The sequence below is a fragment of the Paenibacillus sp. FSL R10-2736 genome (genome assembly GCF_038000245.1).
Lineage (GTDB): Bacteria > Bacillota > Bacilli > Paenibacillales > Paenibacillaceae > Paenibacillus_AQ > Paenibacillus_AQ phytohabitans.
The window spans coordinates 1,483,621-1,497,124 of sequence record NZ_JBBOBN010000001.1; the positions used below are offsets into that span (position 1 = coordinate 1,483,621).

13 protein-coding genes are annotated in these 13,504 nt (G+C 49.0%); all 13 read left to right on the forward strand.

Annotated elements, in window-relative coordinates; translation table 11 throughout:
- Positions 1-231: 231 nt before the first annotated feature.
- The 13 genes from NSQ73_RS06370 to NSQ73_RS06430 all read left to right on the forward strand — a co-directional run bounded on the left by NSQ73_RS06370 (position 232) and on the right by NSQ73_RS06430 (position 13,466).
- Positions 232-879 carry an RsfA family transcriptional regulator gene (locus NSQ73_RS06370; protein WP_039304213.1) on the forward strand — a complete coding sequence of 216 codons (648 nt, stop codon included), beginning with the start codon at positions 232-234 and terminating at the stop codon, positions 877-879.
- A 132-nt stretch (positions 880-1,011) separates the two neighbouring features.
- A complete protein-coding gene (locus tag NSQ73_RS06375) occupies positions 1,012-1,992 on the forward strand; it encodes a ketopantoate reductase family protein (protein ID WP_340985761.1) in 981 nt (326 codons plus the stop codon).
- A 33-nt stretch (positions 1,993-2,025) separates the two neighbouring features.
- Positions 2,026-2,385 (forward strand): DUF3397 domain-containing protein, encoded by a 360-nt coding sequence (locus tag NSQ73_RS06380; protein WP_305954203.1) that lies wholly within the window; start codon positions 2,026-2,028, stop codon positions 2,383-2,385.
- A 150-nt stretch (positions 2,386-2,535) separates the two neighbouring features.
- A complete protein-coding gene (locus tag NSQ73_RS06385; RefSeq protein ID WP_042139399.1) occupies positions 2,536-4,260 on the forward strand; it encodes a peptide ABC transporter substrate-binding protein in 1,725 nt (574 codons plus the stop codon).
- A 227-nt stretch (positions 4,261-4,487) separates the two neighbouring features.
- The gene (locus NSQ73_RS06390; protein WP_039304450.1) at positions 4,488-5,420 is read left to right on the forward strand and encodes an ABC transporter permease; all 933 of its coding nucleotides are present in this window, start codon (positions 4,488-4,490) and stop codon (positions 5,418-5,420) included.
- 3 nt (positions 5,421-5,423) lie between these two features.
- Complete coding sequence (locus NSQ73_RS06395) at positions 5,424-6,371, forward strand: ABC transporter permease (protein WP_340985763.1); 948 nt, start codon at positions 5,424-5,426, stop codon at positions 6,369-6,371.
- Between the two features lie 14 nt (positions 6,372-6,385).
- Positions 6,386-7,381, forward strand: a complete 996-nt coding sequence (locus NSQ73_RS06400; RefSeq protein ID WP_042141541.1) for an ABC transporter ATP-binding protein — start codon at positions 6,386-6,388, stop codon at positions 7,379-7,381.
- Positions 7,378-8,298 carry an ABC transporter ATP-binding protein gene (locus tag NSQ73_RS06405; RefSeq protein WP_340985764.1) on the forward strand — a complete coding sequence of 307 codons (921 nt, stop codon included), beginning with the start codon at positions 7,378-7,380 and terminating at the stop codon, positions 8,296-8,298. Before NSQ73_RS06400 ends, NSQ73_RS06405 begins: the two co-directional genes overlap by 4 nt.
- A 188-nt stretch (positions 8,299-8,486) precedes the next feature.
- A complete protein-coding gene (gene bshC, locus NSQ73_RS06410) occupies positions 8,487-10,118 on the forward strand; it encodes a bacillithiol biosynthesis cysteine-adding enzyme BshC (protein ID WP_340985765.1) in 1,632 nt (543 codons plus the stop codon).
- 24 nt (positions 10,119-10,142) lie between these two features.
- On the forward strand, positions 10,143-11,414 hold the full coding sequence (locus NSQ73_RS06415) for an adenosylhomocysteinase (RefSeq protein ID WP_171721013.1): 1,272 nt from the start codon (positions 10,143-10,145) through the stop codon (positions 11,412-11,414).
- A 203-nt stretch (positions 11,415-11,617) separates the two neighbouring features.
- Entirely contained in the window at positions 11,618-12,055 is a 438-nt protein-coding gene (gene mraZ / locus NSQ73_RS06420; RefSeq protein ID WP_039304237.1) for a division/cell wall cluster transcriptional repressor MraZ, read from the forward strand.
- A gap of 38 nt (positions 12,056-12,093) precedes the next feature.
- On the forward strand, positions 12,094-13,047 hold the full coding sequence (rsmH, locus tag NSQ73_RS06425; protein ID WP_039304239.1) for a 16S rRNA (cytosine(1402)-N(4))-methyltransferase RsmH: 954 nt from the start codon (positions 12,094-12,096) through the stop codon (positions 13,045-13,047).
- 23 nt (positions 13,048-13,070) lie between these two features.
- Positions 13,071-13,466, forward strand: a complete 396-nt coding sequence (locus NSQ73_RS06430) for a hypothetical protein (protein ID WP_042139392.1) — start codon at positions 13,071-13,073, stop codon at positions 13,464-13,466.
- Positions 13,467-13,504: the final 38 nt, after the last annotated feature.

A 13,504-nucleotide genomic window follows, 5' to 3' on the forward strand; every position in this document is an offset into this window, starting at 1 on the left:
TATGATTTTTATAATTGACACAAGCTTTTCTCTTGGAATTTAAGAATTTATAGCATTGTAAGTATGATGTTCAGCCAAAATGGCAATACAATTTAGTATCAAATAGATTCTATGAACTCTAATAGAGGCATAGAAATGGAGTAAGCAGCTTTTATCCTTATTCACTACCCGGCAAGAGCTGCCGGTTCTGAAGATGGTTATTTCATGATGTTGTTAGGAGGGTTAGGCTTTATGACAGCCGTTAGACAGGATGCTTGGAGTGCGGAAGATGATCTGATATTGGCAGAAATAACGCTGCGTCATATCCGTGAGGGCAGCACACAGCTTGCTGCTTTTGAAGAGGTGGGTGAAAAAATCGGCAGAACCTCGGCTGCCTGCGGTTTCCGCTGGAACAGTTGCGTACGCAAAAGTTACGAGGATGCAATCGGGATTGCTAAAGGCCAGCGTCAGAAACGAAGTTATTTGAAGAAACAGCCGGCTTCCAGAGGTGCGCAGGTAGCGGGACTGATTCTTGGAGACATTGAAGAGGACTACGGACGAAGCGAAGGGTTAAGCGAGAACAGCTTATCGATTGATGCGGTAATCCGGTTTCTGAGACAATGGAAAGGCACGTTCCAGGAGGCTGGGCGGCAGCTGAAGATGCTGGAGCGGGATTTGCGAGAGAAGGAAGATGAACTGACGGAGCTGAGAGCAGAGAATGAACGCTTATCCAAGGAAGTCAATCTAGCCCAGAGCGATTACCGTGTAGTCAATGATGATTACAAAGCGCTGATCCAGATTATGGACCGGGCCCGCAGACTCGCATTTCTAAATGAAGAAGAAGAGGAAAAAACCCGCTTCAAAATGGACGCGAATGGAAACCTGGAACGGATCGAATAGAACATGAATCCCGCAAATCCTGCATCCCAGTGCCTCACGGCACCGGCATTGCAGGATTTTTTGTGTTTTGCTTTGAGTGGAGGTGCAGGATATAATTAGGGAAATTACCGGGCGGCAGGAGGATGTGTTTGCATGAAAATTGATATTATAGGGGCGGGGGCGCTCGGGCTCCTGCTTGCCGGCAAGCTCATTAGTGCGGGGAGTGAGGTCAGACTGTGGTGCCGGAGTGAGCAGCAGTGCAGAGAATTAGCAAGCAGCGGTCTAACGGTCAGCTATGAGGACGGCGGGGAGGCGATATCCGTTAAGGGTGACCGCTTCTCGGCCGAACCGGTGAGTAAGTATACGCAGCGGCAGCTGGCTGATCCGGGAGAGGTGACATTGCTAACCGTCAAACAAACGGTGCTGCATCATGAGCTTCCGGAGATTCTGCGGCCGCTTCATGACCGGAATCTTACAATGATATGTTTCCAGAACGGCTGCGGACATATAGAGCTGCTGCAGGAGCTGCTGCCGGAATCCTCCCTCTGGGTGGCGGTAACCACTGAGGCTGCCAAGAGGAAAACATTAACAGAGGTTATTCATGCAGGTAAAGGGGAAATCTGTATAGGGAAAAGCAGTCACTCTCTGCATCACAATGAATCAAACGCACAGGATTGGGACCATGACAGCGTAATAAGTTTTACTGAGGCCCTTGCAGCAGCAGGATTCAACGCCTCTCTGTCGAAAGAAGTGGATACCATCATTTACCGGAAGCTCTTGATCAATGCTGTAATTAATCCTCTAACCGCAATATGGCGGGTCCCAAACGGCGGTCTGTTGGCTTCACCTGAGCGTGTACAGATCATGAAGGAACTGTACACAGAGGCCGTACAGACCTATGATGCCTGCGGGATTACCTATGAGAAGCATGTCTGGGAGGCCATTCTTGAAGTATGCCGGACTACATCGGGCAATATTTCATCTATGCTGGCCGATGTGCTTGCTTCAAGGGAAACGGAAATCCGCTGGATTAACGGAAGCATTGTGAATATGGGGCAGCAGCAGGGGGCTCAAGTCCCGCTGCACCGCTGGATCTGCGGACTGGTAGAGGGCATGACTGTGAGGGAGAGGTGAGGCTGTTTGGAATTTTTGCGGAATTCGTTCGGCGTGTTAAGCGTTATTCCGATTGTTCCTTTTTTAATCGTTTATTTCGCGGGCATTGGTCTTAAGCAAGAGAAGAGAAAAACTTTTTTGCTGGCGATGGACGTGACTACATTATTTTTATTGCTGTCAGTTTCAGGATTATTCAATACGATCTTTCATTCGAATTTCGGGTTCTTTCTTATACTACTTATTGTATTAATATCCGCTGGACTGATTGGAGGCGCGCAAAACCGGCTCAAGGGATCGGTCGACGGAAAACGGTTACTACGGGCAGTTTGGCGACTTTCTTTCTTTTTTATGGGTGCCAGTTACGTATTATTTATGATTGTAGGCCTCATACGATACATATCACAAGCGATGTAATGTTCCACTGCTCCGGTGAAGCGTCAACGTCACAAAATTTTAAAGAATTAAAAAAAAGTCGTTTTCAGAAAATATTGCTCTAGATTTTTTTGACCACTGGTTGTATAATCATAAACCATATACCACATTCTATTTAGGGGGAACTGCTAGATGAAGAAGAGTAAAAGTCTATTGCTCATGTTCGCATTAGTTTTGGTTATCGGCACAGTGCTTGCTGGCTGCGGCGGAAACAACAACAATGCTAACAGCGGCACCAATGCTGCAGCAACAAATGCAGCTGGTAATGAAGGTAGCACGAACACAGGAACAACTGGTGACGAGAAACTGGCTGCTGACCAGACACTTAGAGTCAACCTGACTGCAGAACCACCTACTTTTGACCCTGCTCAAGCTCAGGACAGCCAAGCTAATACCGTCCTGAAAACTATGTATGAAGGTTTGACCCGCATGAATGACGAAACTGGCCAAGCTGAGCCGGGAATTGCCGAATCTTGGGAGATTTCCCCTGACGGTCTGGTATATACATTCAAACTGCGTGATGCACAATGGAGCAACGGCGACCCTGTAGAAGCTGCTGACTTCGTTCGCGCCTGGAAAATCGTGCTGGATCCTAACACAGATCCAACTGCACCTTATGCTTACCAATTGTACTACCTGAAGAACGCTGAAGAATATTATGGAAAGAAAGTTACAGATTTCAACGAAGTGGGCGTAAAAGCTGTTGATGCGAAAACTCTTGAAGTTACGCTGAAAGCACCAACTCCATACTTCCTTGGCCTTCTGTCCTTCTATACTTATTACCCTGTACACAAATCCGTTGAGGGTAATACTAAATGGGCAACAAACAAAGATACTATGATCACTAACGGTGCGTTCACATTGACTGAGTGGACTACCGGCCAATCCCTGCAAGTAAGCAAGAACGATAAATATTGGGATGCTGCTAACATCAAGCTTGCTAAAATCGACTTCTCCCTGGTTAACAGCGGTGCAACTGAACTGCTGAGCTACAAGAACGGTGAACTTGACCGCGCTGGTGCACCACACGGCGAAATCCCGCAAGAACAGATTCCTATCGTACAAAAAGAGCTTCCTAACGAATTCCAGAGAAAAGGTATCGCAAGTACCTACTACTATGAATTCAACATCACTGAAAAACCTTTCGACAACGTTAAAATCCGTAAAGCCCTGGCAATGACTGTTAACCGCCAATCGCTGATCGACAACGTAACACTGGGCGGACAAATTCCAGCATACGGCTATGTACCTCCAGGTATCGCTGGCGCTGACGGCGAGTTCCGTACTGCAATTAAAGACGACTACTTCACAGAAGATACTGAAGCAGCTAAGAAATTGCTGGCTGAAGGTCTGGCAGAAGAAGGTCTGACTGAACTGCCACCGGTTGAATTGTCTTACAACACAAGTGAAGGCCACAAGAAAATCGCTTTGGCTGTAGCTGACATGTGGAAACAAGCTCTGGGTATCACTGTAAACACTGTTAACCAGGAATGGGCAGTATTCATCGACAACCGTCAAAACCTGAACTACCAGATCGCACGTGCTGGCTGGACTGCGGATTACAATGATCCAATGACCTTCCTGGATATGTGGGTAACAGGCGGCGGTAACAACGATACTGGTTACGCTAACCCTGAATATGACAAGCTGATCGCTGACGCTAAAGCAAGCTCCGACTTGGCAGCACGTCAAGAAATGTTTGCTAAAGCTGAAAAAATGATCATTGAAGATGATATGATCCTGATTCCGTTCTACTACTACACAAACAACTCCCTGACTAAAGAGTACCTCAAAGGTGTAACTCTTGACTTCAGCGGTGCAATTGACTTCACTCGTGCTTACCTGCTTGAGCACTAAGAATTGTAGAACCTTCGGTTAACATAACTGAATAGTGGTTGTCTGAAGGTAGCAATATACTTCGGGATATATATGTGGAATTCCATATATATCCCTTTTTTTTGCATTTCAGGCTTTTTGTTAAAGATTTCACGAACTTACAAAATAAGAAATTAGACAAATGGCCATTTTTTTCATAAAATCTAATTATGTGTCTCAAAAAAATGTCGAAGGAGGTGTTGATGGGGATGGTTCGTTATGTTGCCAATAAGTTCTTCTATATGCTTGTCTCGCTGTTTGTGCTAATTTCAGCGACCTTTTTTCTGATGAAAGCCATTCCGGGGGACCCGTTTACTTCTGAAAAGAAAGTTCCGCCGGAAATAAAAGCGCGTTTATACGAGCAATATGGACTGGACAAGCCGCTCTATCATCAGTATTTCAAGTATTTGGGTGAAATTGTCCAGGGTGATCTGGGTGTATCCATGAAGCGTCTGAATCAGGATGTAACTCACTTAATCGGACAAACGTTCTCGGCGTCTCTAAAGCTGGGGGTTATCGCAATTATTGTGTCGGTTATTGTCGGAGTCTTTCTCGGCATGATGGCGGCACTCTATCACCGCAAGTTTATTGACAGTGCGGCTATGGTGCTGGCGGTGCTGGGAATTGCGGTTCCGAGCTTTGTAGTCGCCTCGCTGCTTCAGTATGTGTTTGCCTACAAGTTCCACATGTTCCCGGTTTCCGGATTTAAGGGTCCGCTGTATTATGTCTTACCTGTAACCGCACTCTCGGCACAGCCGATAGCCTTTATAGCGAGGCTAACGCGCTCAAGTATGCTGGAAGTGCTGCATGCAGATTACATCAAGACAGCTAAGGCCAAAGGCCTAAGCTGGGCAGCAATCCTAAGCCGTCACGTACTGCGGAACGGAATTCTGCCGGTTGTAACTTATATGGGACCTATGACGGCTAACATCGTAACAGGTTCTGTAGTTATCGAGCAGATCTTCGGTGTCGGCGGTATCGGTAAGCAATTCGTCGAAGCGATTGGTGTGCGTGACTATACCGTTATTATGGGGATTACGATCTTCTACGGCGTATTGCTCATGCTAGCACGCTTTATCACGGATATTGCTTATGTGTTTGTAGATCCGCGTATCAAACTAAGTGGTGGAAAGGAGGGCTAAAGATTGGCTTCTGACAAAAAATTGGTATCGCAGGATGCGAACCTGAAACCGGAAGATTTCCGTAAAATCGGAATTGATGAGCGGCAAGCTGAAGTCATTCAGCGCGAAAGTTTGTCTGCCTGGCGGGATTCCTGGGAACGTCTGCGCCAGAACAAAATGGCAATGACAGCACTGGGTATTCTTGGACTGATTATCCTTGCGGCGCTTATCGCTCCGTTGTTCTCAAAGTACAATTACTACTCAAATGATTTGCTCAGTACCAACAAGCCTCCTTCATCCAAGCACTGGTTTGGTACAGATGATCTGGGACGCGATATCTTTGTCCGTACCTGGTACGGTGCACGTATCTCACTGATTGTCGGCCTGGCTGCCGCTGCCATTGACCTTTTGATCGGGGTTATCTACGGCGGAATCATGGGTTACTTCGGTGGACGTGTAGACAATATCATGAACAAAGTATCTGAAATTCTTTACTCCATTCCTTACCTGCTGGTTGTTATCCTGCTCCTGGTTGTGCTTGAACCAAGCCTTGGAACGATCATCCTTGCGCTGACGATAACGGGCTGGATTACCATGTCCTGGATTGTCCGCGGCGAGATTATGCAGCTGAAGAACCGTGAGTTTGTTCTGGCTTCGCGTTCGATGGGTGCAGGGTCCAAAAGACTGTTGTTCAAACACCTTTTGCCGAATGCGGTAGGTCCGATTATCGTAACCATTACACTGTCTGTACCAAATGCCATCTTTGCTGAGGCGTTCCTGAGTTTCCTCGGACTTGGTGTACAGGCTCCTGTAGCTTCCCTCGGATCGATGATCAATGATTCACTGACTGGCTGGCTTTACTATCCGTGGCGTTTCCTGTTCCCGGCTATCCTGATCAGCTTGACCATGCTTTCCTTTAATATTTTTGGTGACGGTCTCCGTGATGCACTGGATCCTAAGCTGAAGAAATAAGGAGGTGAACAATGATGGAACCCATTCTGCAAGTCAAGGATTTGCAAGTTTCCTTTTTTGTAAAAGGCGGAGAAGTTCAGGCTGTACGCGGTATGAACTTTGAAGTAGGCAAAGGCGAGACCGTAGCCATTGTCGGTGAATCCGGCAGCGGCAAAAGTGTCACTGCACAGTCAATTATGCGGCTGCTGCCTGCCCCGCTCTCCAAAGTGAAGCAAGGCGAGATTGTTTTTCAAGGAAAGAATCTGCTGGACCTTAGCATGAAACAAATGGAATCGATTCGCGGCAAAGATATTGGCATGATATTTCAAGACCCGATGACTTCTTTGAACCCAACTATCAAAGTGGGCAAACAGATAACCGAAGTTTTGATCAAACATCAGAATATGTCAGCGGCCGAAGCGAAACAGCAAGGTATTGAAATGCTGCAATTAGTAGGCATTAAAAATGCGGAGGCTCGCTTTAACCAATATCCCCACGAATTCTCCGGCGGGATGCGCCAACGCGTAATGATTGCCATTGCTCTGGCCTGCCGCCCGGCTCTCCTGATTGCGGATGAGCCGACAACGGCGCTTGACGTAACCATTCAGGCGCAAATCATGGAAGTTATGAAAGAGATGCAGCAAAGACTAGGGACCTCCATCATCCTGATTACACATGATCTCGGCGTGGTTGCCGGCATGTGTGACCGGGTCATCGTAATGTATGCTGGTGAAGTGGTCGAAACAGGGACACGCTGGGAGATTTTCAAGAATCCCCAGCATCCTTACACCAAAGGTCTTTTGCGGTCGATGCCGCGTCTTGACCAAAAGAAGGGTGAGCCGCTGATTCCGATCATCGGTACTCCCCCGGATCTAATTAAGCCGCCGGTCGGTTGCCCGTTCACAGCGCGTTGCAGCGAAGCAATGCATGTCTGCGAACAGATCGATCCCGGCGCCACAGAGTTCAGCGAAACGCATATGGCGCGCTGCTGGAATCTGCATTCGATGGCCAAGGAGGTGCAGTTCGTTTGAGTAAGAATCTGATTGAAGTAGAAGGTCTTAAGAAGTATTTCAATGTAGGCAAAGGAAGAGTTCTTAAGGCTGTTGATAATATTAATTTCTCGATTCGCGAAGGCGAAACCCTGGGTATGGTAGGGGAGTCCGGTTGCGGTAAGACTACTGCAGGCCGTACGGTTCTCCGCTTGTACGAGCCGACTGCAGGAAGCGTGAAATACAATGGTGTAGATATCTACAAATTGTCCGGCAGCAAAATGAAGGCTATGCGCCGTGATATGCAAATGATCTTCCAGGATCCGTATGCATCGCTTAATCCGCGGTTAACGGTTTCGGATATCATTGGTGAAGCACTGGACATTCACAATCTTTCGGGAAGCCGCCTTGAACGCAAGAAACGGATTGAAGAGCTGCTTGACATGGTTGGACTTAATCATGATCATGCCACCCGCTATCCGCATGAATTCTCAGGCGGCCAACGCCAGCGTATCGGTATTGCCCGTTCCCTTGCGGTTAACCCTAAGTTCATCGTCTGCGATGAGCCGATCTCCGCGCTGGACGTATCCATTCAGGCACAGGTAGTCAACCTGCTCAAAGAACTTCAGGATCGTCTTGGACTTACTTATCTCTTCATTGCGCATGACCTGTCCATGGTTAAGCACATCAGTGACCGTGTAGCTGTTATGTACCTGGGTAAAATGGTTGAACTCGCAGAAAGCGAAGAATTGTACGCTAACCCGATCCACCCGTACACCAAGTCGCTGCTCTCGGCGATTCCGGTTCCGGATCCGGAAATCGAAGCGAACAAAAAACGCATTCATCTGCATGATGAGCTGGGCAGTCCGATCTATGCTGCCGGCGAAAAAACAAATGACAGCGAATTTGAATTGGTAGAGGTGTCCAAGGGACACTTTGTTGCTAAACAGTTCGCTTAAAATTTAACAGCAGCATTACCGTAGGCGGGAGCGTTCAGCTCTCGCCTATTCTTTCAATATAAGCTTGTATAGCTGCATGCCGGCGCTTCTTTCTTTGACGCCGCACCTAACTTTGGATACAATCATAAAGGGTTTACCGATTTATGATTACATACAGCAGGTTATAGTAGAACAGGAGGCAATTGCATATGAATGTTGTACCGGAACCACTTCCTGGCGGATCTGCGCTCGCCAGTGACTATATACATCAATATGAAACTGTAGGACATTTGTACGGCGGGGATTTCCGCAACCGGGAGAGCCGGGTTAAGCGCGCAGAATGGCTTGATGGAACCGCAGACCTCCGTGCAGACCGTACCGCGGTTGTTTCATACTTACGCAGTTATAACGGAGAGCATAATGCCCATGAAGCGGTAATGCGCTCCCTTGACTTATTGGAGCAGCCGGATACGCTGGTGGTCACAGGCGGCCAGCAGAGCGGTTTGTTCACAGGTCCGCTCTTTGTAGTATATAAGGCTATTACTACAATTCAGGCTGCGCGGGAAGCAGCAGCCCAGCTTGGGCGCCACGTCGTTCCGCTGTTCTGGATTGCCGGTGAAGATCATGACTGGGATGAAGTCAATCATACGTATGTACTGAACCGGACGGGCGAAATTTCGCGGATTAAGCTGGATAAAGGCGAAGGTCCGCGTTCTTCTGTCAGTGAAATCAAGGTGGAAGCAGAGAGCTGGCTTCAGGCTGTAGGGCAGCTGGACGGATTGCTGCAGGATAGCGAATTCAAGCCGCAGGTTATGGAGTTTGTCACAGCAGCTTCGCTGGGTGCGGACAATATGACTGCCGCTTTTGCCAAGCTGATGGGTTCTCTGTTTGGGCAATACGGGCTGATTCTGCTGGATTCTGCCGATTCCGCGCTGCGCAGACTTGAAATGCCTATGTTTGCTGCAATGATCGAGCGCAATGACGAGCTCGAGGCTGCCTACACCGCAGCGGCTGATCGTATTGCTGCGGGCGGATACGTGCTGCAGGCGGATGTGACACCCGGGAATGCCAACCTCTTTTATATACATGAGGGCGCACGGCTTCTGCTGCATAAGGAGGGGGACAGATTCGCAGACCGGAAATCCGTGGTGTCTTTTTCCCGTACAGAGCTGCTGGAGCTGCTGGAGAGCCATCCTGAGCGGTTCAGCAACAACGTGCTGACGCGCCCCTTGATGCAGGACTATGTACTGCCAGTGCTGGCTACGGTGCTGGGACAAGGAGAAATGGCTTACTGGGCGATTCCGCATCAGGCCTTTAAGGTGATGGGCGGACAAATGCCGCTGATTATTCCGCGCATGTCTTTTACAGTCATAGAGGGAACACTTCACAAGCATATGGATAAATACGGACTGTCCTTCACGGATGTACGTCTTGGTCTGGATGATAAACGCAAAGAGTGGTTAACGGCGCAGGATGAGCTGAAGATTGAAGAACGGTTTGAACAGACCAAGGCAGCATTCTCCGCGATGTACGAGCCGCTGATTGAGCAGCTTGGCGGAATTCAGGCAGGTCTGCTGAAGCTGGGGAACAGTAACAAGGACAAGATTATGGATCAGATCTCCTTCCTGCAGGGCAAAGCACTGGATGCGATGGAGAAGCAGAATGAGGCGGCGCTGCGGCAGTGGGAACGGATTGAGCTGTCCGTTATGCCTCTGGGTAAACTGCAGGAGAGAGTATATAATATGATGTATTATCTGAACCGTTACGGTCCGGGCTGGCTGGAGGAACTAATGGCCGTACCCGCCGATTACAGCGGAACACACCGCATCATTTATATGTAGGAATATATTATAGGAGGTTATAACATGAGTTCGTTGTCCAAGGAAAATAGTATCGTAACCGATATGTCGCTCGCGCCTGAGGGGCATCTCAAAATCGACTGGGTTCGCCAGCATATGCCGGTACTGAACCGTATCCGTGAGCAGTTCGAAGCGGAGCAGCCGTTCAAGGGCCTTAAGGTATCGATCACGCTTCACCTGGAAGCCAAGACCGCTTATCTGGCCAAGGTGGTACAGGCTGGCGGTGCCGAAGTTACGATTACCGGCTCGAACCCGCTGTCCACACAGGATGATGTGTGTGCCGCATTAGTTGAGGACGGCATCACCGTGTTCGCCAAATATAATCCGTCGCCCGAAGAATTCAAGGCGCTGAACATCAAGGCGCTGGAGAGTAAGCCGGATCTGATTATCGATGACGGCGGAGATTTCGCCACACTGCTGCATTCCGAGCGTCCTGACCTGATGGAGAATATCCGCGGCGGCGCTGAAGAAACAACTACAGGAATTATCCGGCTGAAGGCGCTGCAGAAGCAAGGCATGCTGAAGTTCCCGATGGTGGCTGTAAATGACGCCTATTGTAAATATTTGTTCGATAACCGCTATGGCACAGGCCAATCGGCATGGGACGGCATTGTTCGCACAACCAACCTGATTGTGGCCGGCAAGACAGTGGTTGTAGTGGGCTACGGCTGGTGCGGTAAAGGTGTAGCGATGCGCGCCAAGGGTCTCGGAGCGAACGTGATTGTTACTGAAGTGGATGCAATTAAGGCCGTAGAAGCCCACATGGACGGATTCCATGTGATGCCAATGCTGGAAGCAGCGAAGCGCGGCGACTTCTTCGTAACCGTTACCGGCAACCGGTATGTTATCCGCGGCGAGCATTATGATGTCATGAAGGATGGTGCGATCCTCTGCAATGCCGGACACTTCGATGTTGAAGTGAACAAGCCGGAGCTGGCTGAACGCTCCACCTCCCAGCGGACGGTGCGGAAGAATATTGAAGAGTATCTGCTGAAGGATGGACGCAAGCTGTACCTGCTGGCTGAAGGACGTCTGGTGAACCTGGGCGCAGCCGATGGCCATCCGGCAGAAATTATGGATACCACCTTTGCGCTGCAGGCATTATCCCTCAAATATGTGAATGATAATTATAAAGATATCGGCGTCAAGGTGGAGAATGTTCCCTATGAGCTTGATGAGCAGGTTGCGCGTTATAAGCTGGAGAGTCTGGGAATCGCCATTGACAGCCTGACGCAGGCACAGGTGGACTACCTGGACAGCTGGAATCTGAACGACTAAAGAATGGATCTGCAAGAGCCCGGAGCCAATCAACTGGCCCGGGTTTTTATTTTTTGCGGAATATTGCAGAGCTACTTGACAAACAAGAAAAAATTACCTTGCTTAGGAAAAAGGTTTTTGATTTTTAATGGCGAATCTATTATGCTTAAGTGGTGAAAAGTGGGGCAAAGTGGGGAATCGGTACTTAGGGGTGGGGAAAGATCATGTTTATGGGGGAATACCAGCATAGCATTGACGACAAAGGCCGGATCATTATCCCGGCTAAGTTCCGTGAATTGCTCGGAACCTCCTTCGTGGCGACCCGCGGCCTCGACTCCTGCCTGTTTGTTTATCCCATGGAAGAATGGGGAATCATGGAGCAAAAGCTTAAAAGCCTATCACTGATGAAATCGGATGCCCGTGCCTTCAGCCGCTTTTTTTTCTCGGGAGCGACCGAATGTGTATGGGACAAGCAAGGCAGGGTGAATCTGCCGGGGAATCTGCGGCAATATGCCAAGCTGGACAAGGACTGTGTTATTCTGGGCGTTTCGAACCGGGTGGAGATCTGGAACAAGGAGCTATGGGAGCAGTACTTCGAACAGTCAGAGGAATCGTTCAACGAGATTGCCGAGAAATTGGTTGATTTCAATTTTGATCTATAAAACATACAATTCGAATTACTGCCTTGGAGGGATGCAGCTTGTTTCACCACATCACGGTGCTTAAGGAAGAAGCGACAGAAGGGCTGCACATCAAGAAGGATGGTATATATGTTGACTGTACGCTCGGAGGAGCCGGGCACAGTTCGCTTATTGCATCCAAGCTTAGCGGCGAAGGCCGGCTGATCTGTCTGGATCAAGACGATTGGGCGCTGAATAATGCTAAAGAGAGATTAGCCGAGTACGGAGACAAAGTGGTTACGGTTAAGACCAACTTCCGTGACCTCGAGCAAGTACTGAAGGAACTGCCTTTTGTTCCGCAAAAGGACGGAGTTCCCCAAGTGGACGGGATTCTGTTCGATCTGGGGGTATCTTCTCCGCAGTTTGACGAAGGGGAGCGGGGGTTCAGCTACAATCACGATGCTCCGCTGGATATGCGGATGGACCAGTCGGCACAGCTGACTGCGGCCGATATCGTCAATACCTGGAGTGAACAGGAAATTGCCCGTGTGCTTTTCCAGTATGGAGAAGAGAAGTTCTCACGGCGGATTGCCCGCAAAATTGTGGAGCGCCGGGAAGAACGTCCGGTGGAGGGCACCGGAGAATTGGCTGAGCTGATTAAAGAGGGCATTCCAGCAGCTGCGCGGAGGACAGGAGGACATCCTGCCAAACGGAGCTTCCAGGGCCTGCGGATTGCTGTCAATGATGAGCTGGGAGCTTTTGAGGATGGACTGCATGCTGCTGTACGCTGCCTTGCACCTGAGGGAAGAGTATCCGTAATTACCTTCCATTCGCTGGAGGACCGGATCTGCAAACAGATTTTCAGCAGCTATTTAAGCAGATGTACCTGTCCGCCTGACCTGCCCTACTGTGTGTGCGGCGCCAAAGGAACCTTGAAACTGATTAACCGCAAGCCCATCGTACCCGGAGAAGAAGAACTGGAGCTTAATTCACGTGCCCGTTCAGCCAAACTGCGCATTGCAGAGAAATTGTAAATGACGATAAAGGAGAGTCAGAGATGGCCTATACCCGCGGCAATTTAGCAGTTCAACCCAAGAGAAAAGAAGAGGTAAACCCGCTTTACCGTGAGAAGACAAAAGTCGTCACCAGGCGGAGAGTGCTTCCGCTGCAGGAGAAGCTTTTGTATATGATGACGCTGGGAGCCTTTATCCTGGTATCTGCCGCCCTGATCTGGCGTTACGTCCATATTTATGATTTGAACTTGCAGGCACAGAAGCTGGACAGCGAGATCGCGAAGAGCAAGAAGCAAATTGCTACCTATCAGATGGAGAAGCAGACGCTTGAACAGACGGTGGTCAAGCGGGCGGAAGAGATGGGATATAAGACTCCTCCTGTAGATTCAACAATCTATGTACCGCTTAGTAAACAGGTCACTGACAAAGCCGGCAATTAATCAGCGATTGACTTCAATCGCAATAATAGAATCTGTGA